The organism is Pseudomonas sp. NyZ201 (assembly GCF_049860765.1).
In the GTDB taxonomy this organism is placed as follows: domain Bacteria; phylum Pseudomonadota; class Gammaproteobacteria; order Pseudomonadales; family Pseudomonadaceae; genus Aquipseudomonas; species Aquipseudomonas bharatica.
In genome coordinates this window covers 748,830-774,798 of the sequence record NZ_CP187557.1, presented here as the reverse complement: position 1 = coordinate 774,798, position 25,969 = coordinate 748,830, and the positions used below count along the sequence as shown (strand labels likewise).

Annotated in this window: 24 protein-coding genes; 13 read left to right on the top strand and 11 right to left on the bottom strand. The window is 60.4% G+C overall.

Annotated elements, in window-relative coordinates; translation table 11 throughout:
• The first annotated feature begins 3 nt into the window (after nucleotides 1–3).
• A complete protein-coding gene (locus ACPFMA_RS03520) occupies nucleotides 4–1,320 on the top strand; it encodes a bifunctional DedA family/phosphatase PAP2 family protein (RefSeq protein WP_425929695.1) in 1,317 nt (438 codons plus the stop codon).
• Between the two features lie 3 nt (nucleotides 1,321–1,323).
• Here ACPFMA_RS03520 and ACPFMA_RS03515 read toward each other — a convergent pair whose 3' ends face one another.
• The 3 genes from ACPFMA_RS03515 to ACPFMA_RS03505 are packed head-to-tail and all read right to left on the bottom strand — an operon-like array spanning nucleotide 1,324 to nucleotide 3,000.
• A complete protein-coding gene (locus ACPFMA_RS03515; protein ID WP_064302057.1) occupies nucleotides 1,324–1,914 on the bottom strand; it encodes an LON peptidase substrate-binding domain-containing protein in 591 nt (196 codons plus the stop codon).
• Nucleotides 1,915–1,924: 10 nt separating this feature from the next.
• Nucleotides 1,925–2,641 carry an LrgB family protein gene (locus ACPFMA_RS03510; RefSeq protein ID WP_009397910.1) on the bottom strand — a complete coding sequence of 239 codons (717 nt, stop codon included), beginning with the start codon at nucleotides 2,639–2,641 and terminating at the stop codon, nucleotides 1,925–1,927.
• Nucleotides 2,638–3,000 (bottom strand): CidA/LrgA family protein, encoded by a 363-nt coding sequence (locus ACPFMA_RS03505; protein ID WP_009397909.1) that lies wholly within the window; start codon nucleotides 2,998–3,000, stop codon nucleotides 2,638–2,640. Before ACPFMA_RS03505 ends, ACPFMA_RS03510 begins: the two co-directional genes overlap by 4 nt.
• Before the next feature lie 171 nt (nucleotides 3,001–3,171).
• On the opposite strand from ACPFMA_RS03505, the gene ACPFMA_RS03500 reads away from it, so the two are divergent.
• From ACPFMA_RS03500 to ACPFMA_RS03490, 3 genes are all read left to right on the top strand, one after another.
• Nucleotides 3,172–3,627, top strand: a complete 456-nt coding sequence (locus ACPFMA_RS03500) for a MaoC family dehydratase (RefSeq protein ID WP_064302059.1) — start codon at nucleotides 3,172–3,174, stop codon at nucleotides 3,625–3,627.
• A gap of 90 nt (nucleotides 3,628–3,717) precedes the next feature.
• Entirely contained in the window at nucleotides 3,718–5,439 is a 1,722-nt protein-coding gene (locus ACPFMA_RS03495) for a C13 family peptidase (RefSeq protein ID WP_420058266.1), read from the top strand.
• A 28-nt stretch (nucleotides 5,440–5,467) separates the two neighbouring features.
• Complete coding sequence (locus tag ACPFMA_RS03490; RefSeq protein ID WP_064302061.1) at nucleotides 5,468–6,109, top strand: oxidoreductase; 642 nt, start codon at nucleotides 5,468–5,470, stop codon at nucleotides 6,107–6,109.
• Nucleotides 6,110–6,207: 98 nt separating this feature from the next.
• Here the strand turns inward: ACPFMA_RS03490 and ACPFMA_RS03485 are convergent, their stop codons facing one another.
• The 4 genes from ACPFMA_RS03485 to ACPFMA_RS03470 all read right to left on the bottom strand — a co-directional run bounded on the left by ACPFMA_RS03485 (nucleotide 6,208) and on the right by ACPFMA_RS03470 (nucleotide 10,447).
• Nucleotides 6,208–6,486 (bottom strand): YceK/YidQ family lipoprotein, encoded by a 279-nt coding sequence (locus tag ACPFMA_RS03485; protein WP_420058321.1) that lies wholly within the window; start codon nucleotides 6,484–6,486, stop codon nucleotides 6,208–6,210.
• Nucleotides 6,487–6,491: 5 nt separating this feature from the next.
• Complete coding sequence (gene ubiX / locus ACPFMA_RS03480; protein WP_420058265.1) at nucleotides 6,492–7,121, bottom strand: flavin prenyltransferase UbiX; 630 nt, start codon at nucleotides 7,119–7,121, stop codon at nucleotides 6,492–6,494.
• Nucleotides 7,118–8,470: a UDP-N-acetylmuramate:L-alanyl-gamma-D-glutamyl-meso-diaminopimelate ligase gene (gene mpl / locus ACPFMA_RS03475; protein ID WP_420058264.1), complete on the bottom strand. Its 1,353-nt coding sequence runs from the start codon at nucleotides 8,468–8,470 to the stop codon at nucleotides 7,118–7,120. Before mpl ends, ubiX begins: the two co-directional genes overlap by 4 nt.
• A 66-nt stretch (nucleotides 8,471–8,536) precedes the next feature.
• A complete protein-coding gene (locus ACPFMA_RS03470; RefSeq protein ID WP_425929694.1) occupies nucleotides 8,537–10,447 on the bottom strand; it encodes a sigma-54-dependent Fis family transcriptional regulator in 1,911 nt (636 codons plus the stop codon).
• Nucleotides 10,448–10,714: 267 nt separating this feature from the next.
• On the opposite strand from ACPFMA_RS03470, the gene exaC reads away from it, so the two are divergent.
• From exaC to ACPFMA_RS03425, 9 genes are all read left to right on the top strand, one after another.
• Nucleotides 10,715–12,235, top strand: a complete 1,521-nt coding sequence (exaC, locus tag ACPFMA_RS03465; RefSeq protein ID WP_009397401.1) for an acetaldehyde dehydrogenase ExaC — start codon at nucleotides 10,715–10,717, stop codon at nucleotides 12,233–12,235.
• A 185-nt stretch (nucleotides 12,236–12,420) separates the two neighbouring features.
• Complete coding sequence (eat, locus tag ACPFMA_RS03460) at nucleotides 12,421–13,869, top strand: ethanolamine permease (RefSeq protein ID WP_425929693.1); 1,449 nt, start codon at nucleotides 12,421–12,423, stop codon at nucleotides 13,867–13,869.
• A gap of 48 nt (nucleotides 13,870–13,917) precedes the next feature.
• The gene (locus tag ACPFMA_RS03455; protein WP_064302066.1) at nucleotides 13,918–15,312 is read left to right on the top strand and encodes an ethanolamine ammonia-lyase subunit EutB; all 1,395 of its coding nucleotides are present in this window, start codon (nucleotides 13,918–13,920) and stop codon (nucleotides 15,310–15,312) included.
• An 11-nt stretch (nucleotides 15,313–15,323) separates the two neighbouring features.
• On the top strand, nucleotides 15,324–16,142 hold the full coding sequence (gene eutC, locus ACPFMA_RS03450) for an ethanolamine ammonia-lyase subunit EutC (protein WP_064302067.1): 819 nt from the start codon (nucleotides 15,324–15,326) through the stop codon (nucleotides 16,140–16,142).
• Between the two features lie 109 nt (nucleotides 16,143–16,251).
• Entirely contained in the window at nucleotides 16,252–16,704 is a 453-nt protein-coding gene (locus tag ACPFMA_RS03445) for a GNAT family N-acetyltransferase (RefSeq protein ID WP_009397409.1), read from the top strand.
• A gap of 276 nt (nucleotides 16,705–16,980) precedes the next feature.
• Entirely contained in the window at nucleotides 16,981–17,631 is a 651-nt protein-coding gene (locus ACPFMA_RS03440) for a DedA family protein (protein ID WP_064302068.1), read from the top strand.
• A gap of 9 nt (nucleotides 17,632–17,640) precedes the next feature.
• Nucleotides 17,641–18,456 carry a zinc-dependent peptidase gene (locus ACPFMA_RS03435; protein WP_064302069.1) on the top strand — a complete coding sequence of 272 codons (816 nt, stop codon included), beginning with the start codon at nucleotides 17,641–17,643 and terminating at the stop codon, nucleotides 18,454–18,456.
• Nucleotides 18,457–18,547: 91 nt separating this feature from the next.
• Nucleotides 18,548–19,075 carry an inorganic diphosphatase gene (ppa, locus tag ACPFMA_RS03430; RefSeq protein WP_009397414.1) on the top strand — a complete coding sequence of 176 codons (528 nt, stop codon included), beginning with the start codon at nucleotides 18,548–18,550 and terminating at the stop codon, nucleotides 19,073–19,075.
• Between the two features lie 209 nt (nucleotides 19,076–19,284).
• Nucleotides 19,285–19,998 carry a LexA family transcriptional regulator gene (locus tag ACPFMA_RS03425; RefSeq protein ID WP_037059688.1) on the top strand — a complete coding sequence of 238 codons (714 nt, stop codon included), beginning with the start codon at nucleotides 19,285–19,287 and terminating at the stop codon, nucleotides 19,996–19,998.
• A 422-nt stretch (nucleotides 19,999–20,420) separates the two neighbouring features.
• Here ACPFMA_RS03425 and ACPFMA_RS03420 read toward each other — a convergent pair whose 3' ends face one another.
• The 4 genes from ACPFMA_RS03420 to ACPFMA_RS03405 all read right to left on the bottom strand — a co-directional run bounded on the left by ACPFMA_RS03420 (nucleotide 20,421) and on the right by ACPFMA_RS03405 (nucleotide 25,874).
• The gene (locus tag ACPFMA_RS03420) at nucleotides 20,421–21,083 is read right to left on the bottom strand and encodes a helix-turn-helix domain-containing protein (RefSeq protein ID WP_425929692.1); all 663 of its coding nucleotides are present in this window, start codon (nucleotides 21,081–21,083) and stop codon (nucleotides 20,421–20,423) included.
• A gap of 323 nt (nucleotides 21,084–21,406) precedes the next feature.
• A complete protein-coding gene (locus ACPFMA_RS03415; RefSeq protein WP_425929691.1) occupies nucleotides 21,407–22,897 on the bottom strand; it encodes a hypothetical protein in 1,491 nt (496 codons plus the stop codon).
• A complete protein-coding gene (locus tag ACPFMA_RS03410) occupies nucleotides 22,897–25,152 on the bottom strand; it encodes a KGGVGR-motif variant AAA ATPase (RefSeq protein WP_425929690.1) in 2,256 nt (751 codons plus the stop codon). Before ACPFMA_RS03410 ends, ACPFMA_RS03415 begins: the two co-directional genes overlap by 1 nt.
• Nucleotides 25,149–25,874 (bottom strand): helix-turn-helix domain-containing protein, encoded by a 726-nt coding sequence (locus ACPFMA_RS03405; protein WP_425929689.1) that lies wholly within the window; start codon nucleotides 25,872–25,874, stop codon nucleotides 25,149–25,151. The genes ACPFMA_RS03410 and ACPFMA_RS03405 overlap by 4 nt, the downstream gene beginning before the upstream one ends.
• Between the last annotated feature and the right edge of the window lie 95 nt (nucleotides 25,875–25,969).

The following is a 25,969-nucleotide window of genomic DNA, read 5'->3' as shown; positions in this document are numbered from 1 at the left end:
ACGATGGGCCCATGGCTCGACAGCCTCACCGGCTGGCTGACGATGAACCCGCAATGGCTGGGTCTGGCGATATTTCTGGTGGCCTTCGTGGAGTGCCTGGCGATCGCCGGGATCATCGTGCCCGGCACCGTATTGCTGTTCGCCGTGGCCGTGCTGGCCGGCAGCGGCGCCCTGTCGCTGCATGGAACCCTGATCCTGGGCTACCTCGGCGGGTTGCTGGGGGATGCGGTGTCCTACACCCTGGGCCGACGCTTCCATCAGAACATCCGGCGCCTGCCCCTACTGCGCCATCACCCGGAATGGATCGGCAGCGCGGAAACCTATTTCCAGCGCTATGGCATCGCCAGCCTGCTGGTCGGCCGCTTTATCGGGCCGCTGCGGCCGATGCTGCCGATGGTTGCGGGCATGTTCGACATGCCGCTGCCGCGCTTTATAGCGGTCAGCCTGATCGCCGCCGCCGGCTGGTCGCTGGCCTACCTGCTGCCTGGCTGGGCCACCGGCGCGGCCATGCGCCTGCCACTGCCGGAAGGCTTCTGGCCGCAGGCCGGGGTGGTCGCAGCGGGCCTGGCCATCCTGGTCGGGGTGAGCATCAACAGCTCACTGCGCGCCCAGCCCCGCGGCACCCGCTTGATCGCAGCGGTCAGCCTGGTGATGCTGGCGGCAATCTTCTTCGGCTGGCCCTACCTGACCCATCTCGACCAGGGACTGATGGCGCTGGTCCAGGAACACCGCAGCGATTACCTGAACAGCATCATGGTGCTGATCACCCGCCTTGGCGATTTCCGTACTCAATTCGTTGTCGCCGCCGTGCTGGTCGCCCTGCTCCTGCTGACCCGGCAATGGCGCCCGGCATTCTTCGCCGCCGCCACCCTGGGCGGTACGGCGATCTGCAACGCCGGTCTGAAGTGGTTCTTCGCCCGCGCTCGCCCGGAAGTGCTGACCGAACCGCTGACCAGCTACAGCATGCCCAGCGGCCACAGCTCGGCATCCTTCGCCTTCTTCCTGACCCTGGCAGTGCTGGCCGGGCGCAGCCAGCCGCCGCGCATGCGCCTGACCTGGATCCTGCTGGGCTGCCTGCCGGCGCTGTCGATCGCCATGTCGCGGGTCTATCTCGGCGTGCACTGGCCGACCGATGTCCTTGCCGGCGGGCTGCTGGCCTGCTGTGTATGCGCGGTAAGCCTGACGGTGATCCAGTACCGCGAACCGCTGTATGCCATGTCGCTGCGGGTGTGGTGGCTGATCCTGCCGGCCTGCGTCGGCGTGCTGGCGTTCTTTGCCCTGCACGCCCTGCCCCATGCGCTGCTGCGCTATTCCTATTGAGGTTCAGGCGAAGAGTTCGCCCTGGATGCGGTCCAGCAGCGACTGGATCGCCACCAGTTTCTGGGTAGGAGAATCGATGGCCAGCAGCTTGAGCTTGTCCTGGTCATCGAAGGGCAGCAGGTAGGCCAACTGGTTGGCCAGGGCCTGCTTGCCGGTGATCTGGCTGGCCATGTCGAGGCCGGAGACCATGGGATGCTCGGCCAGGGCCATCAACAGCGCCAGCAGGTCGTCATCATCCTCGTCGAGGGGCAGGTCGGCCTGCTCGTCGAGCCAGCGCACATCGGCCACCAGCAGGTTGTCCTTGCGCACTTCGAAGTCATCGACCATGAAGCGTCGCTCGCCTTTCACCCGGATACCCAGAAGACCGTTGTCCTGCTGCTGGAAATCCTCGATCAGCGCCTGGCAGCCTATTCCCGCGAAGGATTCCGGCGCCCTGCCGACCTGTTCGCCCTCCAGGATGCAGACCACACCAAAGCCGCCGCCCTGCTTCATGCAGCGGCCGATCATGTCCAGGTAACGGGCTTCGAAGATCTGCAAATCCAGGTTGCAACCGGGGAACAGCACGGTATTCAGGGTAAACAGGGGCAAACTCATTGCAGCTCCTCTAGGCAACCAGGCTGACCGCCAGCGGCAGGAATACCGCTGTAGCCACGCCCATCAGGCTCATCGCCAGGGCTGCGAAAGCCCCGCACTCTTCACTTTCCTGCAAGGCCACCGACGTGCCCACCGCATGGGCGGTCAGGCCCAGGGCCATGCCCCGGGCTTCGGGGCTGCGCACGCCAAGCGCGGTCAACAGCGCCGGGCCGAAGATCGCCCCGATCACCCCGGTGATCAGCACGAACACCGCAGCCAGGGCCGCCACGCCGCCGATCTGCTCGGCCACCAGCATGGCGATGGGCGACGTCACCGACTTCGGCGCCAGGGTCATCAGGATCATGTGCTCGGCCCCGAACCACCAGCCCAGCAGCAGGCAGATACCGGTGGCGAACACGCCTCCGACTACCAGCGTAGTAAAAGTCGGCCAGAACAGTTGGCGAATGCGCCGCAGGTTGAGATAGAGCGGCACGGCCAGGGCCACGGTGGCCGGGCCGAGCAGGATGTTCATGATCTCGGTGCTCTTGCGGTATTCGGCGTAGGTCAGGCCGCAGCTCAGCAGCACACCCACCACCACCAGCATGGAGACCAGTACGGGCTGGAGGAAGATCCAGCGGGTTTTCTCGTAGGCGGCGATGACGATCTGGTACGCCGCCAGGGTAACGCCGATGCCGAACAGCGGATGATGGATCACCGCCTGGGTCGCGCCATGCCAATCGAGCATCATGGACGCTCCCCGGAGTGCTTGCCGCGATTGATCATCTTCTGCATCAGCACGCCACAGAAGGCCATGGCCAGCACCAGCGACAGTACCAGCGCCCCGGCGATGGCCCAGAAGTCGGCGACGATATCGGCGGCATAGACCATCACCCCCACTGCCGGCGGTACCAGCAACAGCGGCAGGTAGCGCAACAGGCTGGACGACGCCTCGCTCAGCGGCGCACCGACTTCGCCACGCACCATCAAGAACACCAGCAACAGCACCAGGCCGATGATCGGCCCGGGCAGGATCGGCACCAGCAAGTGATTGACCGCCGTTCCGAGCAACTGGAACAGCACGAGCCACGTCAAACCGCGCAACAACATCGCATACCTCCCCTCGAACCTGGCGGCCATTATAAGCACGCTATCGACCTGCCTATAACCCGACATTCGCCCGAGGCATAGGCACTTGACCAGGCTTTCATCGCGTGCTGATCTTAGACGCTCGTATCTTTGCTGGTCACAAATCATTCAAGGACAGTCAGGAGAGTCGCGATGCCCTATGTACCCGTTGCAGAGCTGTCGCAGTACGTTGGTAAGGAACTGGGACGTTCCGAATGGCTGAAGATCGATCAAGAACGCATCAATCTGTTCGCCGAGGCCACCGGCGACTTCCAGTTCATCCATGTGGACCCGGTGAAGGCGGCAAAAACGCCATTTGGCAGCACCATTGCCCATGGTTTTCTCAGCCTGTCGCTGATCCCCAAGTTGATGGAAGACATCCTCGTCCTGCCCGAAGGGCTGAAGATGGTGGTGAACTACGGACTCGACAGCGTGCGCTTCATCCAGCCGGTCAAGGTCGATTCTCGGGTGCGCCTGGCGGTGACCCTCACGGACGTCACCGAGAAGAAACCCGGCCAGTGGCTGCTCAAGGCAACCGCCACCCTGGAAATCGAAGGCGAAGAAAAACCCGCCTACATTGCCGAACCGCTCTCCCTCGCCTTCCTCTGACCCTGCACGTGCGAAACGGCCTGCCGGGCCGTTTCACCCTCGCCCGGCTTCTGCGGCATACTCGTGGGCCTAGACCGCCCGGACCCCGCCATGCGCCCTTTCGTTCCATTTGCCTTGATTCTTTTGCTCGCTGCCTGCGGCGACGGTGAATCGCTGTCGCCGCCCGATGCCCGACTGCCCGATGGCGGCCGCTACCGGGGAGATGTGGTGGACGGCCTGCTGCAGGGTGAGGGTCGTATCGACTATCCCAACGGCAGTTGGTACGCCGGGCATTTCAGCAACGGCCAGCTGGATGGTCAGGGCGAGTGGCACGGCAGCAACGGCGAGGTCTATATCGGCCAGTTCCAGCAGGGCCTGTTCCACGGCCAGGGCAAACTGACCACCGCCACCAGTAGCTACAACGGCGGCTTCAAGCTGGGCCGGCGCGATGGCGAGGGAACCTTGCGCGACGGCGCCCAGCATTACAGTGGCCAGTTCAAGGACGACCAGTACAGCGGCGCCGGCAAGCTGGTGCTCGCCGATGGCAGCCAGTACCAGGGCCAGTTCGCCAAGGGCAAGCCCAACGGCGAAGGCGTGCGCAGCGACACCAGCGGCAATCAGTTCAGCGGTCGTTTCGTCGATGGTGAGCTCAACGGCACCGGCACCTTCAGCAGCGCCGAGGGCGATCAGTACATCGGCGACTTCAAGGCCAATCGCCTGGAAGGGCGCGGCCGTTACGAGAACGTCGATGGCGATGTGTGGATCGGCGAGTTCAAGGACGGTTCCCTGACCGGCCCGGGCGAACTCTTCGCGGTCGATGGCAGCCATTACAAGGGCGGCTTCCAGGAATGGCGCTTTGCCGGAAAGGGCCGCCTGCAACTGGCCGACGGCAGCGTCTATACCGGCGGCTTCGAGAACGATGCCTACCAGGGCAGCGGACGGCTGGTGCTGCCGGACGGCAAGGTCGAGGACGGCCACTGGATCAACGGCCTGCGGGTTCGTGACGAAAAAGGCCGGTTGCTGCCCGACCCGCTGGAGCAGGCGTTGCTCAACCAGGGCACGCTGCTGGAACAGGAGCTGGCCCGCGTGCCGGCGTCCAGCGGCTCCATCGACCTGTACAGCCTGACCCTGGCCGGGGACGGCAACCAGAGCGTGTTCATGCGCGAAGCCGACTATGTCAGCGACATGCTCAAGACCCGTTTCGGCGCGGTCGGCCAGATCACCCTGGTCAACCATCGCGACCACCTGGCCGATCGCGCCATGGCCACCCGCGAGAACCTGGCCCGCTCCGCCCGCCGCCTGGCCGAACGCAGCGGCCCGGACGACCTGGTGTTCATCTACCTGACTAGCCACGGCAGCCACGAACATGAACTGGTGCTGGACCAGCCGCGCCTGCAACTGGCCGACCTGCCGGCAGACGAACTGGCGGCGGCGCTCGCCCCGCTCAAGGAGCGTGACAAGGTAATCGTCATCTCCGCCTGTTATTCCGGGGGCTATATCGAGGCGCTCAAGGACGACCGAACCCTGATCATGACCGCCTCGCGGGCTGACCGTGTCTCGTTCGGCTGCTCGGAAGAAGCGGACTTCACCTATTTCGGCGATGCCCTGTTCGCCCAGGCGCTGAACCAGACCGACGATCTGCTGCAAGCCTTCGAACTTGCCAGGGCGCATGTGGCCCAACGTGAACAAGCCGAGGATTTCGAGGCATCCGAACCGCAGATCTGGGCCCCGAAAGGGGTAGTGGCTCATTGGCAAAAACTGCGCCAGCAACAAGCCCGCAAGGCCCTGCAAAGCAACGCTGCGGTTGAGGAAAAAAGCCCGGCCAGCCGCTAAGCTGGAGCCTATGCAAGGGAGAAACATCATGTACCTGACGCCGCAGCACATCCTGCTTGCCGGAGCCACCGGCCTTACCGGTGAACACCTGCTCGATCGCCTGCTCAATGAGCCGACCATCAGCCGGGTACTCGCGCCAACCCGCCGCCCACTGGCCGAACACCCGCACCTGGAAAACCCGGTGGGGGACCCGGCGGTATTCCTGCCGCAGCTCAGTGGCCGGGTGGACATCGCTTTCTGCTGCCTGGGTACCACGATCAAGCAGGCGGGCTCGGAGAATGCCTTCCGCGCGGTGGACCTCGACATGGTCGTGGCCTTCAGCAAGCGCGCCCGCGAGATGGGCGCACGGCACCTGCTGGTGGTCAGCGCGATCGGCGCCGACCCGAAATCGTCGATCTTCTACAACCGGGTCAAGGGCGAGATGGAAGAAGCCCTCAAGGCCCAGGACTGGCCGCAATTGACCATCGCCCGGCCATCGTTGCTGCTCGGGGAACGCAGCGAACCACGCCTTGCGGAAAAGGTGGCGGGCAGTCTGTCGAAGCTGATTCCGGGCAAGTACCACGGGATCGAGGCGTGCCAGTTGGCCAGGGCGCTATGGCGGCTGGCGCTGGAAGAGCAGGATGGGATTCGGATCGTGGAGTCCGATGAGCTGCGCAAACTAGGCAAATAAACGCGGTCCCTGTGGGAGCGGGTTCACCCGCGATTACGGTAGTGAGCCCACCATCGCAATCGCGGGTGAACCCGCTCCCACAAGGTTAGATGTAGGCTTTACAGTCCACCGGAGGCCTGGAATCCCACGCCGAGTACGGTCAACACCGACAACGGCAACAACACCGTATCCAGCACCATGCTCCCCGGCAGGTCCAGCCCCGGGTACTTCGGTGCTTCGGCGCCAAAGCGATCCGCCGCACAACACCCGCCCTGCATCGCATACAGATCCAGCCGCGTTCCGGAATACACCAGCGGCGCTCCCGGCTTGGCCGCATCCAGAGTCCGCACCGTGGCGCAGCCTGTCGCGCTGAGCACCACCAGCAGCGCGAAGACCAGCGCCCTCACTCCTCGCCTCCGAAGTGATGCTCGCCCCAGCGCGGCAGCATGTCCTGCGGTATATCCAGCAGGTTGAGAATCCGTGCGACGACGAAGTCCACCAGGTCGTCGATGGTCTGCGGCTGGTGATAGAAACCCGGTGCCGCCGGCAGGATGACCGCGCCCATCTGCGACAGCTTGAGCATGTTTTCCAGGTGGATCGTGGAAAATGGCGCCTCGCGCGGCACCAGGATCAACTGGCGGCGCTCCTTCAGGGTGACATCCGCCGCCCGCTCGATCAGGTTGTTGCAGGCGCCGGTGGCAATCGCCGAAAGCGTGCCGGTGGAACAGGGCACCACCACCATCGCCGCCGGCGCGCCGGAGCCGGAGGCGACCGGCGACATCCAGTCTTCCTTGCCATACACCCGGATCTGCCCGGCAGCAGCACCGGTGTACTCGGTGAGGAATGCCTGCATGGCCTGGGGCTTGGCCGGCAAAATCACGTCGGTCTCGGTGGACATCACCAGTTGCGCCGCCTTGGAAATCAGGAAGTGCACCTCGCGGTCCTCGCGTACCAGGCAATCCAGTAGGCGCAAGCCGTACTGGGCCCCGGACGCGCCGGTCATGGCCAGGGTGATGCGCTCCGGCCCGCTCATCCGCGCAGCGCCTCGGCCAGCTTGCCATGCAGGCCGCCAAAGCCGCCGTTGCTCATGATCACCACCTGGGTACCGGCGCGGGCCTGGCCCTTGACCCGCTCGATGATGGCTTCAAGGCTGTCCGCCACCACCGCCGGCACCGTGCATTGCGCAGCGGTGGCGGCCAGGTCCCAGCCGAGGTTGGGTGGCGCGTACCAGATCACCTGGTCGGCGTCCTTGACGCTTTCCGGCAGACCGTCGCGATGGGCGCCGAGCTTCATGGAATTGGAACGCGGTTCGATCACTGCGATCACCGGAGCATCGCCAACCCGCTTGCGCAGGCCGTCGAGGGTGGTGGCGATGGCGGTCGGGTGGTGGGCGAAGTCGTCATAAATGGTGATGCCGTTGACCTCGGCAACCTTTTCCATCCGCCGCTTGACGCTTTTGAACGCGCTCAGGGCCGCGATGCCCAGGGCCGGGACGACACCGACATGGCGTGCCGCCGCCAGGGTGGCCAGGGCGTTGGCGACGTTGTGCTGGCCGGTCAGTTCCCACTCCACCACACCCTGCACCTCGCCCTCGAAGCTGACTTCGAAACGCGAGCCGTCATCGCTGAGCAGGCGCACCTGCCACTGGCCGCCGACACCGGTGGTCTGCACCGGGGTCCAGCAGCCCATTTCGATGACTCGCTTGATCGCCGGTTCGGTAGTCGGATGAATCACCAGCCCCTCGCTGGGAATGGTCCGTACCAGATGGTGGAACTGACGCTCGATGGCCGCCAGGTCAGGGAAGATATCCGCGTGGTCGAATTCGAGGTTGTTGAGAATCGCGGTACGCGGGCGGTAATGGACGAATTTCGAGCGCTTGTCGAAGAAGGCACTGTCGTATTCGTCGGCCTCGACCACGAAGAACGGCGTACCGCCCAGCCGCGCCGACACCGAGAAGTTCTGCGGAACGCCGCCGATCAGGAAGCCCGGGCTCATCCCGGCGTGCTCCAGGACCCAGGCCAGCATGCTGCTGGTCGTGGTCTTGCCGTGGGTGCCCGCCACCGCCAGGACCCAGCGGCCCTGCAGCACATGGTCGGCCAGCCACTGCGGGCCCGAAACGTAGGGCAGGCCCTTGTTCAGCACGTATTCGACTGCCGGGTTGCCCCGCGACAGCGCATTGCCGATCACTACCAGGTCGGGAGCCGGGTCCAGTTGCGCCGGATCATACCCCTGGGTCAGGGCGATGCCCTGGGCTTCGAGCTGGGTGCTCATGGGCGGGTAGACGTTGGCATCGGAGCCGGTGACGTGGTGGCCGAGCTCCTTGGCCAGTACCGCCAGCGAGCCCATGAAAGTGCCACAGATACCAAGAATGTGAATGTGCATGGTCAACCTCGGAAAACGTGCAGGCAGGGTAGCCCAGAGGGGGGAAAAACTCACCCGGTGTTTGCTTCAGGCCCCCTTGGACAGCCCATGCTTGCGCAGTTTCCGATACAGGGTGTTTCTACTTATGCCGAGCTGCGCCGCAACCTGGGTCATGTGCCAGCGTTTTTCCTCGAGCACCGCCAGCAAGGCTTGGCACTCGGCATCGTGCAGCGGGTGCGCCGGGTTATCCACAGGCGCGACCGGCACGACCGCGGTCAAGGGCGCAGTGCGCACCAGTGCTGGCAGGTCGTGCACGCCGATCCGGCCGTCCTCGCACAGCGCCACCAGCGTGCGCAGGACGTTACGCAATTGCCGCACGTTGCCCGGCCAGGCGAAGTCCAGCAGCAGCCGGCGGGCTGCCGGTTCGAGCTGCACCGACTGGCGCCCCGCCTCCCGGGCGAGGATGAAGTCCAGCAGCTGCGCCTTGTCAGAGCGCTCGCGCAATGCCGGCAATGCCACCTCCAGCCCGTTGAGCCGGTAGTAGAGGTCTTCACGGAAGCTGCCATCGGCGACCCGGTCAAGCAGATTGCGGTGGGTGGCACTGATGATGCGCACATCCACATCCTGCGGCTCGCCGCCGATCGGCACCACCTGACGTTCTTCCAGGACACGCAGCAGCCGGGTCTGCAGGCCCAGCGGCATGTCGCCGATCTCGTCCAGCAGCAAGGTGCCACCATCGGCCTGCTGCAACTTGCCGCGCATGCCTTCCTTGCGCGCGCCGGTGAAGCTGCCGCCGCGATAGCCGAACAGTTCGCTTTCGATCAGGCTTTCCGGGATAGACGCGCAGTTGAGTGCGATGAACGGCTTGCCCGCGCGCTGGCTGGCCTGGTGCACGGCCTTGGCGAAGGCCTCCTTGCCCGAACCGGTCTCGCCGTTGAGCAGCAGCGGCACATCCCGTTCGAACACCCGCACTGCACGACGGAAGTCGTTTTGCAGCGCCGGGTCGAGCAAACAGATGTCGTCCGGCTTCGCTGCAGCGACGCTCGGAGCAGACAGCGGCCGCACCTGCTGCCCGCGCACGCTGGCGAACAAGCGACGACCATCGCGGGTCCGTAGCGGCCAACTGGTGCTGGCCAGGGCAGTGGCGCGCCCCAGCAGATCGTCCAGCCGACAATCGAAGAACATCTCCACCGGTTGCCCGAGCAACCCGCCTCGCAGGTTGCCCAGCAGGTTCAGGGCGCTCTGGTTCACCGCACGGATCCGCCCTTCGCCATCGAAGGCCAGCAGCCCCTCGCTGAACAGCCCGACCGACTCGGCCTGCAGATGGAAGCGCAGCAACCAGTGATTGTCGAAACAACGCAGGAAATAGCAGCTCTCGATCATCTTCGCCGAGAGATTGACCAGCGCCATGGTGTGGAACTGGCTCTGCCGCGAAGCATCGGCCCGCGCCGATGACACATCGAGCACCGCCAGCAGTTCGCCGTGGGGATCGAACACCGGGCTCGCCGAGCAGGTCAGCCCGGTGTGACGGCCGCGAAAGTGTTCGTCCTGATGGATGGTCAGGGCCTGGCGCTCGACCAGGCAGGTGCCGATGCCATTGGTGCCCTCCCGCGCTTCGCTCCAGTCGGCGCCCAGCCACAGGCCGGCGCGTTCGAAGATGCGCCGTTCGCTGGGTGCGGTCACGCAATTGAGGATGACCCCGCGCGCGTCGGTCAGCAGTACCGCATGGCCGGCCCCGGAAAGTTGCTGGTGCAGGCTGTTCATTTCGCCGTCGGCAATCTGCAGCACCTGGCGCAGGCGGTCGCGGCTTTCCAGCACACGCTCATGCTCGAGCACCGTCGGCGCTACGGCCAGGGCCGGATCGAGGTGGTAGTCCTCCAGGCAGCGCAGCCAGGAGCGGGCGATCGACGGGTCGCTGCCAGGGCCCTGCAAGCCACCCTTGCCCTGCGTCACCGTCAGCACTTGCCGGGCATGCCGGCTCAGATGATTACCCTGCACTTTTTATTGTTCTCCGCGGGTGAGAGAAAGCCAGCATCCTCCAGGCGCTGGCGCATTGCAATGGCGGCTTGACCGCCGGGTCACGGGCTGTACCGCCAGCGGTACAAAGTGTCACCCAGGCTGTGCCGCATCCCTTACAAAACGCCGCGCGGATCCCCGGAAAACTGCGCCAGATCATCGATCCAGCGCCCTCTGCGGGCACTGGCCCGACCTTTGCTCTACGCTCCATATCCTCCCCAACAAAACACATAAGCCAGGAGAGACACCATGCGTTACGCACATCCGGGTACCGAAGGCGCAAAGGTTTCGTTCAAGAGCCGCTACGGTAACTACATCAATGGCGAGTTCGTGGCTCCGGTCAAAGGCGAGTACTTCACCAACACGTCGCCGGTGAACGGCCAGCCAATCGCCGAATTCCCCCGCTCCACTGCCGAAGACATCGACAAGGCCCTGGACGCCGCCCATGCCGCAGCCGACGCCTGGGGCCGCACCTCCGTACAGGACCGCTCCAACGTTTTGCTGAAGATCGCCGACCGCATCGAGCAGAACCTCGAAGTCCTGGCCATCACCGAGACCTGGGACAACGGCAAGGCCATCCGCGAAACCCTGAACGCCGATATCCCGCTGGCGGTGGACCACTTCCGCTACTTCGCCGGCTGCATCCGTGCCCAGGAAGGCGGCGCCGCCGAGATCAACGAAGGCACCGTGGCCTATCACATCCACGAACCGCTGGGCGTGGTCGGGCAGATCATCCCTTGGAACTTCCCGATCCTCATGGCCGCATGGAAACTCGCCCCGGCCCTGGCCGCCGGCAACTGCGTGGTACTCAAGCCTGCCGAACAGACGCCGCTGGGCATCACCGTGCTGGTCGAACTGATCGGCGACCTGCTGCCGCCGGGCGTGCTCAACATCGTGCAAGGCTACGGTCGCGAAGCCGGCGAAGCCCTGGCCACCAGCAAGCGCATCGCCAAGATCGCTTTCACCGGCTCGACGCCGGTGGGTTCGCACATCATGAAATGCGCCGCCGAGAACATCATTCCCTCCACCGTCGAGCTGGGCGGCAAGTCGCCGAACATCTACTTCGAAGACATCATGAAGGCCGAGCCGTCCTTCATCGAAAAGGCCGCCGAGGGCCTGGTGCTGGCATTCTTCAACCAGGGCGAAGTGTGCACCTGCCCGTCCCGGGCCCTGGTCCAGGAATCCATCTATCCGCAGTTCATGGAAGTGGTGATGGAGAAGGTCAAGAAGATCAAGCGCGGCGACCCGCTGGATACCGACACCATGGTCGGCGCCCAGGCTTCGCAGCAGCAGTTCGACAAGATCCTGTCCTACCTGGAGATCGCCGAGAAGGAAGGCGCCGAACTGCTCACCGGCGGCCAGGTGGAAAAACTCGAAGGCAGCCTGGCCACCGGGTACTACATCCAGCCGACCCTGCTCAAGGGCAACAACCGCATGCGCGTGTTCCAGGAAGAGATCTTCGGCCCGGTGGTCAGCGTCACCACGTTCAAGGACGAAGCCGAGGCCCTGGCCATCGCCAACGACACCGAATTCGGCCTGGGTGCCGGCGTCTGGACCCGGGATATCAACCGCGCCTATCGCATGGGCCGCGGGATCAAGGCCGGCCGCGTGTGGACCAACTGCTACCACCTGTACCCGGCGCATGCCGCGTTCGGTGGCTACAAGAAGTCCGGTGTCGGCCGTGAAACCCACAAGATGATGCTCGATCACTATCAGCAGACCAAGAACCTGCTGGTGAGCTACGACATCAATCCTTTGGGCTTCTTCTAAAGCACACCTCGGCCCCTTGTGGGAGCGGGTTCACCCGCGATGACGGCGGTGGGTTCACCATCGCAATCGCGGGTAAACCCGCTCCCACAGGGGTCAGCGTCAAACCTGAAAATCCTGGGCCAAGCGCTCTGGCCCGCTTCCTGCAGCACGCTCACCACTCAAAAAAAGACAACAGGTGACTCCCCATGCCAAGCGATCATTCCGCCGGATCCCCGGCAGGTTCTTCCGTAGATTTCGAAAAGGTCGGTTCCGACTATTTCCAGCAACGTGAATTGAAAAAAGGCGCCGCCGGCTGGGTCCTGCTGGTCGGCCTCGGTGTCGCCTACGTGATTTCCGGCGACTACGCCGGCTGGAACTTCGGCCTGGCCCAGGGCGGCTGGGGCGGGATGTTCCTCGCCACCCTGCTGATGGCCACGATGTACCTGTGCATGTGCTTCTCCCTGGCCGAGCTGTCCTCGATGATTCCCACCGCCGGCGGCGGCTACGGCTTTGCCCGCAGTGCCATCGGGCCTTGGGGCGGCTTCCTCACCGGCACGGCGATCCTGATCGAGTACGCCATCGCCCCGGCCGCCATCGCCGTGTTCATCGGCGCCTATTGCGAATCGCTGTTCGGCATCGGCGGCTGGATGATCTACCTGGCCTTCTACATCGTCTTCATCGGCATCCATATCTTCGGTGTCGGCGAGGCGCTGAAGCTGATGTTCATCATCACCGCCGTCGCGGCCATCGCCCTGGCCGTGTTCCTGCTGGCGATGGTGCCGCACTTCGATGCGAAGAACCTGTTTGACATAGCGCCCACCCAGGCAGCCGGCGCCAGCAGCTTCCTGCCGTTCGGCTATGTCGGCGTGTGGGCGGCGATTCCCTACGCGATCTGGTTCTTCCTCGCCGTCGAAGGCGTGCCGCTGGCCGCCGAAGAAACCAAGAACCCCAAGCGCGACCTGCCTCGCGGCCTGATCGGCGCCATGCTGGTGCTGCTGAGCTTCGCCTTGCTGATCCTGGTGATCGGCCCGGGCGGTGCCGGCGCCGAAGCCCTGAAAAGCTCCGGCAACCCGCTGGTCGAGGCCCTGGCCAAGGCCTACGGCGGCTCGACCTGGATGGGCGGCTTCGTCAACCTGGTCGGGCTGGCCGGCCTGATCGCCAGCTTCTTCTCGATCATCTACGCCTATTCCCGACAGATCTTCGCCCTGTCCCGCGCCGGCTACCTGCCGCGAGCGCTGTCGCAGACCAACAAAAGCAAGGCTCCGGTGCTGGCCCTGATCATCCCCGGAATCATCGGCTTCGCCCTGTCGCTAACCGGCCAGGGCGACCTGCTGATCCTCGTGGCGGTGTTCGGCGCTACGCTGTCCTATGTGCTGATGATGGCCGCGCATATCACCCTGCGCATCAAACGCCCCAAAATGGAGCGTCCTTATCGCACCCCGGGCGGCATCCTGACCTCGGGCGTGGCCCTGGTGCTGGCCTGCATCGCCGTAGTGGCGGGCTTCCTGGTGGATCCGCGGGTAGTGATCGGCGCTGCGATCATTTATGGCGTATTGATTGCGTATTTCGCCCTGTACAGCCGCCACCACCTGGTGGCCGGCACGCCGGAAGAAGAGTTCGCCGCGATCCAGAAGGCCGAAGAGGCCTTGCACTGACCGAAATACTGCGCCGCCGGTCAAACGGCGGCGCTCTGGAGATTGCACATGGCAAGTTTCGTACATACGGCAGGCCAGCAGACCTACCGCTTCGACAGCCTGAAGGAAGTAATGGCCAAGGCCAGCCCGGCCCGCTCCGGCGACTTCCTCGCCGGGGTCGCCGCCAGCAACGACGGTGAGCGGGTCGCGGCGCAGATGGCCTTGGCCGACATCCCCTTGAGCCATTTCCTCAACGAAGCGCTGATTCCCTACGAGGACGACGAAGTTACTCGGCTGATCATCGACACCCACGACAAGCAGGCCTTCGCCGCGGTTAGCCACCTCACCGTCGGCGGCCTGCGCGACTGGCTGCTCGGCGATCACGCCGATGAAGCCAGCCTGCGTGCCCTGGCCCCGGGCCTGACCCCGGAAATGGCCGCCGCGGTATCGAAGATCATGCGCGTGCAGGACCTGGTGCTGGTGGCGCAGAAGATCCGCGTGGTCACGCGTTTTCGCGGCACCATGGGCCTGCGCGGGCGCCTGTCCACCCGCCTGCAGCCCAACCACCCCACCGACGAGCCGGCCGGGATCGCCGCGAGCATCCTCGACGGCCTGCTCTACGGCAACGGCGACGCCATGATCGGCATCAACCCGGCCACTGACAGCATCGCTTCGATCTGCGCCCTGCTGGAGATGCTCGACGCCATCATCCAGCGCTACGACATCCCTACCCAGGCCTGCGTGCTGACCCATGTCACCACGTCGATCGAGGCGATCAACCGCGGCGTGCCGCTGGACCTGGTGTTCCAGTCCATCGCCGGGACCGAGGCGGCCAACGCCAGTTTCGGGATCAATCTGAATGTGCTGAAGGAAGGCTATGAAGCGGGCCTGAGCCTGAACCGCGGCACCCTGGGCCAGAACCTGATGTATTTCGAAACCGGCCAGGGCAGCGCGCTGTCGGCCAACGCCAACTTCGGCGTCGACCAGCAAACCTGCGAGACCCGTGCCTACGCCGTGGCCCGGCATTTCAAGCCGTTCCTGGTGAACACCGTGGTCGGTTTCATCGGCCCGGAGTACCTGTACAACGGCAAGCAGATCATCCGTGCCGGCCTTGAAGACCACTTCTGCGGCAAGCTGCTCGGCGTGCCCATGGGCTGCGACATCTGCTACACCAACCACGCCGAGGCCGACCAGGATGACATGGATACCCTGCTGACCCTGCTGGGCGTGGCAGGCATCAACTTCATCATGGGCATCCCGGGCTCCGACGACATCATGCTCAACTACCAGACCACCTCCTTCCACGATGCCCTCTATGCCCGCCAGACCCTGGGCCTCAAGCCGGCACCGGAGTTCGAGGCGTGGCTGGCCCGTACCGGCATCTTCACCCAGGCGGACGGCCGCGTGCGCTTCGGCGACAACCTGCCGCCAGCCTTCCGCCAGGCCCTGGCGCAACTGGGATAAGCGAGCGACCCATGGACAAGCAACCGACGCCCACCGACAACCCCTGGCTGGAACTGCGCCGCCTGACACCGGCGCGAATCGCCCTGGGACGCACCGGTACCAGCCTGCCGACCCAGGCCCAGCTGGACTTCCAGTTCGCCCATGCCCAGGCCCGTGATGCCGTGCACCTGCCGTTCGACCACGCCGGCCTGCGCGAGCAACTGCAGGAACGCGGTCGCGATAGCCTGCTGCTGCGCAGTGCCGCGCAGGACCGTCACCAGTATCTGCAACGCCCCGACCTCGGCCGGCGCCTGCATGAAGACTCCGCCGAGCTGCTGCGCGAGCATGCGCGGAGCAATCCGGGTGGCGTGGACCTGGCCATCGTCGTGGCCGATGGCCTGTCCGCGCTCGCCGTGCATCGCCATACCCTGCCGTTGCTAACCCGCCTGGAAGAACAGATCGCCACCGATGGCTGGTCTACCGCGCCGGTGATGCTGGTGGAGCAAGGCCGGGTCGCGGTGGCCGACGAAATCGGCGAACTGCTGGGCGCCCGCATGACCGTGATCCTGATCGGCGAACGCCCCGGGCTCAGTTCGCCGGACAGCCTTGGCCTGTATTTCACCTGGAACCCCAGGGTCGGCCTGACCGACGCCTACCGCAACTGCATCTCCAACGTGCGCCTCGAGGGCCTGAGCTATGGCATGGCCGCGCACCGTCTGGTCTACCTGATGCGAGAAGCCTGTCGGCGGCAGCTATCGGGGGTGAATCTGAAGGACGAGGCCCAGGTTCAGACTCTGGAAACGGAAACGAACCCGCAGCAAAACGGAAACTTCCTGCTTGGAAAGTCCTGACTGAGGGCTACTTTTTCGTCGATTGCGCTTTTTTTCCGCTTTAGGCAGCATCTGGGGCGACGGCTGCCCGAGATTCGCCGCCATTCCCTACGAAACACGAGGCCTGCTTATGCGAATCATCCAAGCAACCCTTGAGCACCTGGACCTGCTCGCCCCGCTGTTCGTCAAATACCGCGAGTTCTATGGCGAACTGCCGTATCCGGATACCTCCCGCGCCTTCCTGCAAAAACGCCTGGAACGAGGCGAGTCGGTCATCTACCTGGCCTTGCCGGACGATGACGACAGCAAGCTGATGGGTTTCTGCCAGCTCTACCCGAGCTTTTCCTCGCTGTCGCTGAAGCGGGTATGGATTCTCAACGATATCTACGTGGCCGAGGACTCCCGGCGCATGCTGGTGGCCGACCATCTCATGCGCGAGGCCAAGCGCATGGCCAAGGAAACCAACGCCGTGCGCATGCGGGTCTCGACCAGCAGCAACAACGAGGTGGCAATGCGCACCTACGAGTCCATCGGCTTTCGCGAAGACACCGAGTTCAAGAGCTACGTACTGCCGATCAACTGATTCGACCTTCAGGGCCCAATCGCTGGCAACGCCAGCTCCCACAGGTCCGGCGGCGCATGCGGTCCCTGTGGGCGTTGCCAGCGATAAGGCCATGAAGAGCACCACAAATCTCCGCACATTCAGCTACAAACTGCGTAAGCAGAATCCCCTCACCGCCGTATAATGCCTCCCTTCAACTGTGTGAATCGTTACCCAGGCCTGTGGGCAAAAACCTCACACTCCGCACTGCCAGCCATCGCATGCCCGTAAAGCCGGGTCCTGAACAAGGTGCTGTACATGGATTTCAACCCGCTGGACCTCATTCTGCATCTCGATGCCTACCTCGATCTGCTGGTCAACAACTACGGTCCCTGGATCTACGCGATCCTGTTCCTGGTGATCTTCTGTGAAACCGGCCTGGTGGTGATGCCGTTCCTGCCGGGCGATTCCCTGCTGTTCATCGCCGGCGCCGTGGCCGCGGGCGGCGGCATGGACCCGGTGCTGCTGGGCGGCCTGCTGATGCTGGCGGCGATCCTGGGCGACAGCACCAATTACGTGATCGGACGAACCGCCGGGGAACGGCTGTTCCGTAACCCCGACTCGAAGATCTTCCGCCGCGACTACCTGCAGCAGACCCACGATTTCTACGAGCGCCACGGTGGCAAGACCGTGACCCTGGCGCGCTTCCTGCCGATCCTGCGCACCTTCGCGCCGTTCGTCGCCGGCATCGCGAAAATGTCCTACCCGCGTTTCTTCGGCTTCAGTGTGGCCGGCACCATCCTCTGGGTCGGCGGCCTGGTGACCCTGGGCTACTTCTTCGGCAACGTGCCGTTCATCAAGCAGAACCTGTCGCTGATGATCGTCGCCATCATCTTCCTGTCGCTGGTCCCGGTGATCATTGGTGTGGTCCGTGGCCGCCTGGGCCGCAGCCAGGCCAAGGCGCACTGACCGGCGATCATGTGGAGCTTCAGCGCCTGGCGTCGGCGCCGCACGCTCGAACGCCATCCGGTCGATCCAGATCTGTGGCAGCAGGTGCGCGAGCGCCTGCCGATCCTCGACGGCATCAGCGACGCGGAAGACCGCTGGCTGCGTGAGGCCTGTGTGCTGTTTCTCAGCGACAAGCACCTGACCTGCCTGCCCGGGGTCGAGCTGGACGACGGCGAGCGCCTGTTCCTCGCGGCCCAGGCGCAGTTGCCGTTGCTGCACCTGGGCGCGCTGAACTGGTACCAGGGTTTCCACGAACTGATCCTCTACCCCGACGACTTCCTCAGCCCACAGCGCCACCGCGACAGCAGCGGCATCGAACACGAGTGGGACGCCGAGCACAGTGGCGAAGCCTGGCAACAGGGCCCGGTGATCATGGCCTGGCCCGGCGTGCTCTCCAGCGGTGGCTGGGAAGGCTACAACCTGGTCATCCACGAGCTGGCGCACAAGCTGGACATGCTCAACGGTGACGCCAACGGCCTGCCGCCGCTGCACAACGACATGCGCGTCGGTGACTGGGCCACGGCCATGCAACAGGCCTATGACGACCTCAACGCCCAACTGGACCGCAACCCCGACGCCGAAACCGCCATCGATCCCTACGCAGCGGAAAACCCGGCGGAATTCTTCGCCGTCACCAGCGAATACTTCTTCAGTGCGCCCGACCTGCTGGCCCAGGCCTATCCCCAAGTCTACGCCCAGTTGCGCGGCTTCTATCGCCAGGATCCCCTGGCCCGCCTGCAACAGCTGCAGGCCACGCATCCCGGCTACAAAGAAGCCGCGGAGTGAATCGGTCAAGCATCGGGGCGGGCGTGGCAAGGGCCTTGGAATGTGCCTATAATCGCGGCCAATTTTTGGTCAAACACGGGGGCAACGCCCAATGAGCTACAGCAAGATCCCGGCTGGCAAAGACCTGCCGAACGACATCTACGTCGCCATCGAGATCCCGGCCAACCACGCGCCGATCAAATACGAGATCGACAAGGACAGCGACTGCCTGTTCGTTGACCGCTTCATGGCCACCCCTATGTTCTACCCGGCCAACTACGGTTTCATCCCGAACACCCTGGCCGACGACGGTGATCCCCTGGACGTGCTGGTCGTTACCCCGTACCCGGTCGCTCCAGGCTCGGTGATCCGTGCCCGTCCGGTCGGCGTCCTGAACATGACCGACGATGGTGGCGGCGACGCCAAGATCATCGCCGTACCGCACGACAAACTGTCGCAGCTGTACGTAGACGTGAAGGAATACACCGACCTGCCAGCGCTGCTGCTGGAGCAGATCAAGCACTTCTTCGAGAACTACAAGGATCTGGAGAAAGGCAAATGGGTCAAGATCGACGGCTGGGGCAATGCTGACGCCGCCCGCGCCGAGATCAGCAAGTCGGTCGCTGCCTACAAAGGCTAAGTCCGGTTGTGTAAAAAGCCCCGCATTCGCGGGGCTTTTTTATGGGCATTGGTATGAAAACCATTCGATCAAATGGCCCTATGCAGAATTAGCGAAAATTCCTACAAAAATATGGGCAACAGCTGTAATCACGCCTCCATCATTTCCCCGAAACATCTCAACTCAATGTTTATAGGAAGCCTCGCGCTTGGGTTCTAGACTCGACGCCCATGAATACTTCCGGTGATCGATTGAAGGCCCTGCTGAGCGAGTGCAACCTGAGCGCTTCGGACTTTGCCGCGCAACGCAAGGTAACCCCCCAGCATGTCAACAACTGGTTCCACCGCGGCGTGCCCCAGGCCCGCCTCGATGAAATCGCCGAACTGCTCTGCGTGCGGGCCAAATGGCTTCGTACCGGTGAAGGCCCCAAGCACAGCTCGCCGCTACCGCGGGTCAATCGCAGCCGCAACGGCCCGTTGCGCAGCGAACCGCCAGAGCACAGTGCCCTGAGTTGCCACGGCGAAAACGACGTCCGCCTGCAGTTCCATGTACTGCGCGCACGCCAGCTCGAGCCCATCGACCAACGCTACCTGCGCCTGCCGCGCCACGCCCTTGACCGCCTCGGTGTCGATCCCGGCCAGGCGATCGCCCTGAGCATGCCCGACTACAACATGACCCCGCTGATTCCCTACGGCGCCCCCCTGGCCATCGACCGCGGCCTGACCCGGGTGGTAGACGGCGAACTCTACGCCGTACTGCACAACGGTCAGTTACGCATCAACAGCCTGAGCAAGCGCAGCAACGGCGCTCTGCGCCTGCACAGCCACGACAGCGAGGGATTTCCCTGCGAGAACTATGGTGTCGGCCAATCCCGCGGCCACCAGCTGGAAGTGCTGGGCTGGGTGTTCTGGTGGGCGCAATATCGCAGCGAAAGGCCGGACTGAAGCGCCGGAGTGCATTTTTTGCTGGGCATTGCGAGTCATTCCCAGTATGCTGTGCGCCACCTCAGCCCTGAATGCCGCTTGCATCTCACGGGCCGGGCGAGGTCTCACACAGCCCTCGCTCATACGGCACCACCCTGCGGTGCCGTCCAACGATTTGAAGGCGGTTGCGGCTTGCCAAAAGCCAGCCAGAACTGTCCCCGAGAAGCCGGCCACAAGCCGGCTTTTTAATTTCTACAGCCCTTGATTCACGGGGCTCCCGCCTAGACCACCACTGCCAGCCCATACTTTGGCCCATACGGTGGCGGCATTCTGCATTCCTTCACTACCAGTAGTGACCAGTTGAGCTGGATCGCCACCATAAGGCTCTCTGTAGCCGCTCTGTGCGCGTGGAGTGGAGAGCATTGGGGAGTTTGAGGGTTTCGTCAGGCTTCGTCCTGTGACTGCCCCAACAGCTTCAGGAACTCGATGGCGAGTCTGCGATTCTTGGGAGTGAGCGCCTGAAAGTTCCGCCGCACAAGGATCACCTCGTTGCTCTGATCAGATGCAGCCTCTTCGCCACCTTCCGACTCGGACTCCGCGACAGCGTACAGCTCGGACGTTTTCGTGCCCAGTGCGTGGCTGAGCTTGTGCAGCAGCTCTAGGGACGGCAGTTGCTGCGATCTCTCGATCTTGGACAGATTGCCCGCATAAGTCCCCGCCTCCAGAGCGACAGCCTCCAGAGTGAGCCCCTTTTCAAGTCGAACCTTGCGTATAGCTGCGCCGATATTCATCCGGCGATTCTGTGGATGGGTTTCCAGCAGGGCAAAGTTACAAAGGAAAAATTTTCGCACATTATTTTTCCTTGTGAGAACATTCGCTGAGCGGCGGATTGCTTCAGGCGCAATTCCGCCAATCGGGATGGTCTCAGGGATGGAGGGGAAATGGGCGGTGAGCAGGGAAATGGTCAGACGGCAGGATCTGGACGGCGAAGCGCTTGCGATTTTTGGATTCGCCGTTCGCGGCTGGGATGGCTCAGCATTCGATTCGACGGGGGGCCGTCCTACCCTGAGATGATTGACTTGCTTAAAGAGATGGTTGATCGGCACGGGCACTTAGTTAGATGCGGCGATAGAATCTCGGGATCTGAGTGGCTGCGACGCATCGACCAAAACAATGTGTACATCACCGAAAGTCAACGGCGAGCGATTCAGACACTTATGTAGCGTAATAGAAGGAAAAGCTTCCACTTCCAGAAGGGCTATTCCGAGATTTAGAGGAGAGCCGCCCACCCTGTCGATGAATTTAATTAGATCGACTCCCACTATTAAATTAAATACGGAGCCAACCCGTCACCTACTAGAAACCAGTAAAAACCAAAAATAAATTGCACGCAAATAGAGCGATTCAGGCGCCCGCATAAAATTAAAATTCAGCTAATGGTTGTTTTCTTCCAGCCTTTACCTTTCGGTTTCCACGAAACTCGAATAGTTCTTTGCGTTGCTTCTTCGGGAATAATTAAGCTTCTATAGACCCTTGAGTCTTCCTCTTCTCCGACTTTAGGACTGACAAGGAGCCCACAGGCTTGAGCACCAGACATCTTCCCGCTACTACCCCCCTTACAACGATCATAGAGCGCTGTACTGGATACTATTATGAATCTTGCCTGAGAAAGCCCACTCAAATTAAATGCGCGTGAGTGCCCCCATCTCCCAACATCTACGCTTCTGTCCAGAATAGGAACGAATACCCAGTCGGGCTGATAGCACCTAATAACAACCTCAGCGAGAGAGGTCGCCTCGAAATCTTGACATATCATAATCAAGCAGCGGCCGAGATCATCTAGATCCGCAATCACTAGCTTATCTCCGGCGCAATTATCTTCATGGAGATGACCAGGTGTGGGGTCCGTCAGTTTATAAGTTCTCGCCGTTGCTCCATCCATCGATGCCGGCCAAATTTTCCTCTGGCGCCAGAGTTCAATACCTGCAATATTAATTACTCTCGACTCATTCCAAGCCTGTCCCGCCTTCACTTCCTGAGTATGCCCCGAACCGCAGACAAAAAGACGAGGCGGATGAGCGATCTCCCCATAACGAGCTGCAATATCATCTGCGGTAGACGTGTCAACCAGAAGCTCTGGCGCCAGCGATATGGATGGCCCCTGAGTATCCTCAACACCTAATATACTTAAAACTCTATCTACTACTGCCTTAGGATCTGCGGATTGATACCGTGCAAAATGCTTAGAATTTCGAGTTGAGCATCTAATATCCAACTCAGCGGAAGCTTCTGCAATAGGAATAACGGAAACATCATCATTCTGTTCTGGGTCTCTTGAGAAGCCCATAACCCCAGACTTATTTAATACCTTAACCTCAGTTCTGATTTTTCTGCCACGGCACTCATACACAATTGGTACAACACTGAGAAATGAAAACCAATCTTCGAGATTTGTAGCATAGGCCGCGTCCTTAGAGCGTGCGACCTTAGCAAGTGGACCACGAGGAATTACCCTGTCAGCCTCCCCTTCCATATAAGATCCGGCATCCCTACGAAGGGTGCGATACTCTTTTAGCCAGCCTTTGACTGGCTTGGGCCGGAGAACACCTCCCGCCGATTGTTTCCTTGGATGAATCTGCGAAAAAGCAAGGTCAACTGCCGACATGATGTCTAGCACTAGTCCACGCGTGTCATCTAAAGAAGCCCGCCCTATATGCTTCGAAACATAAGCTCTCAATTTTTTACAGACTTCCCCCTCATCGTCGCCTTGCAAAAATTTCGAAAATAAAGCTTCACGACTTTTATCTTGCGTTGCCAGAGTCTGCTCTTCAGTGGGCCATTGAAGCGCAATATGCCAAAGCCCATGGAAAATATTAACCACTTTGAGCTGAGCAAGAATGGTATTTATTTCGCGCTTCACTACACGCCCCTCTCTGGGCTGTCATCGCCATTCTTAGAGTACGACCTAGCGACAGTCATGTGCATAAATTTGAATGTATCGATACCTGCCCGCTCAAAAGAATCAATCATCACTTTAATTGGAGCAGACAAATGCGACACTCCTCTTATACTTGCCGCTTTAAATCGCCTATTGTAATGCATGAGAATTTGATCCACTACCTCAGCCCAGAACAATAGAGCAGCCTGAGGCTTATCTTTTGCCAAAACAGACATATCAACTAGCTTGGTCACAGACTCCAGTAATGTGACTAGGCTTCTTCCTGCTCTACCATAATATACTGCCGCCTGGATTCGGAACGAACTGAAACTAGTTAGAGCATCAGTGATCTCACTGATAAGAAGCGGGTTCTCGTAGACACTTGCATTTGCTATCAGCCGAGGAAGATTAGATAACAGAGCGTAAGACGAACCATAGCCACTAAACTTAATTGCATTTATCGCATAGTCCGACGCAGACCTTAGATTTAAATGCGGGGGTCGCGCGTTGCTTAAACGACTAGAAAACTCAAAGAGATACCTGTAAGCCACTTCGCTCAAAGGTTTTGATACAGCGCTTTCAAAACCAGTCAACCAACATGAAACAGCGTATTCAATGTTACCACCGAGCAGTGCAATATCGCTTTTTTTGAGAAGCAGCTCAATTTCAGCTTCCCAAATCTCCTCTGAGAATTCTAGTATGGCGCTGCCCAAACTTCTCAGTTCGTAAATTAGCGCTTCCACCTCCACAATCGCAGCATCTGCACTTTCCGTATTATTAGACTCTAAATAAATGCTGACAGACCTAAGCTTGTATTTCACCCTTTGCAGGGTGCTCCTATAAGTCGGGTCTTGTGAATATAGTGAATCTATTTCATCAAGAAGAGCTAAAGACTCATCCGCCTCTAAAAAAACATTATAGGTCTCAAAATGTCGAACCAACTCAAACGAAAATAGCCGCTTCCACTCCGGGCTACCTTCGCTTTGAGAGCGAAGGAGGTCAAGTATCCTACTAGTTAGAGAATAACCAGACGCAGGATTCTCCGCCTCAACGACTACCTTTACTGCCTCAATAATAGCCCTTATGTAATCTATCTTAATGTCATCGCCGTCAGCTTCAGACTGAATTGCCTTTTCAACCAAATTCTCAAGTTCAAGCTCCGCTCGGTCTTTTTGAGCGCTAGTCAACTCCATAATATAATCGACTGTAGCCTGAGTGGGTTCAAGACGCCGACGCATAAGCCCAATAAAGTCAGATTCAAATTTTGGCATAACCATTTCGGAGCCAAGCAAGTCTTTAGCCATCCTCAAATAATTCAAGGACAGAGTATCGGTTTCTGGATCCGATGTATTAAAAAACGAAAGCGTCTCGTAGAATGGGATATTATCGTCAGCAACAATGGAGAGATTCTTTAGCGTATCTGACATGAACGCAGTGGAAAACCCACCTATTCTACTTAGTTCAGATATAGCACGGGCACGAGCGTCGTCCTCCTCGGAGGTTTTTCTTTGCGACACGCGCATAGCATAAGCTTTTAGCTCAACCTGCTCTTTCCTCTTCGCCCTAATTGCAGATGCGACCTTAGCTACACCATCAATATTCTGTCTATTGAGAATAAAGCAGAGCACCACCTTATCCGGCAACTGCATGGTGCAAATTCCAGATACATCCGCCAACCCGGTCCGACTGTCTACTAATATTAAATCGTAGTTACTTTTCGCCCAGGAGATCCAGTTCTCAAGAAGATACCCACCTGCTTTCTCATTGTAGAATTCTTTCCACGAAAATGTTGCAAGTGCCTCTTCATACGGCACCGGCTCAGGAGTATTAACCTCCTTAGCACCAGCCCCGATATAGTCAATAGTAAGCTCAATATCAAAAAGGGTTTTATCAATCAAACTTTTAACTTTTTCAGAGAACGCTCGACCACTCTCAAATGGTCGCAGGAATTTTTTCAACTCCTTTTCACTATCCATGCTCTCGGTTACAAAAGACCACTCCCAAAGTATATCTAAAACACCTGCGGACTGCTTGATCTCCTTCGCTGTTTTTTTCTCAAGTAAACCTCTGAAGTAATATGCTACCCCTGGAGCTTCTAGGTCCCAGTCCATAATCAACACACGTTTACCATTCCAGGCCGCTATAAAGGCAAAATTCGCGAGGGCCATGGTACGACCAACCCCACCTTTATACGAATAGAACGTATATATCTGCCCGCTATTTTTCTTATTCTTCATGCGGGCGCATCCATAGTTGGCATACTACTCAGGAAGTCAGACGTACTCTTTCCAGTAAGAGATTCAATCATTTCGCGCACAGCAATATTGGTGTACTCGTGCTCAGTACCATCCTCTAGCCGATTACGCTTAGCTCGAAGCCCCTCTACCTGATTCGTTGGAGCGTCACTTAAAACTGCCGACCATACTTCCATCGCTGCACTGGTCAGATAGTTAATAGTAAATTTGCCTTTTTTCTTAAAATCAGCCACGCCAGCCTCACGCAACTTTCTCAAATTTCTGCTAACTGTCGCTTTTTCACACTTAATCACTTCAGCTAGCTGACCAGATGAAAGATCTTGGAAATAGAGAGCATCTAAATATGGTGCTACCCAATCTGCCTCCATAACTTCCATAAATTCTTTTTGCGGGCGCTTTGAGGCGATTACAGAAGCAAAATGCTGTGCAAAAGTCAGTTGCCCAATAAGAAATAGCTTATCGAAATCCGATGACTCTTTCGATCGACCTGAGATTACACTCTTTGCTTTTTCAGGCAGTGAGCGGATTAGAGAACTGCTCATCTCCAGCAAGTCTCTTGATAGCCTATCAATATCAAGACGATCGGGACTATAGACTGCTTCTTCTAGGTCCTCCGCCAACTCCTCCATAGCGTTCGCTGCTACCGCAGCCGAGCTGAGTTGGTCTTGAGTGGGGTCTAGTAGCTTCAGCAGATAGGTTTTCATGGGCCGCTCCTCGTAGGACATGCACTATAGACGCTTACCCGAATACCATCAATTGATGATCAATTAATCTTTTTTCAGGAGCTCCCTTCCCGCGT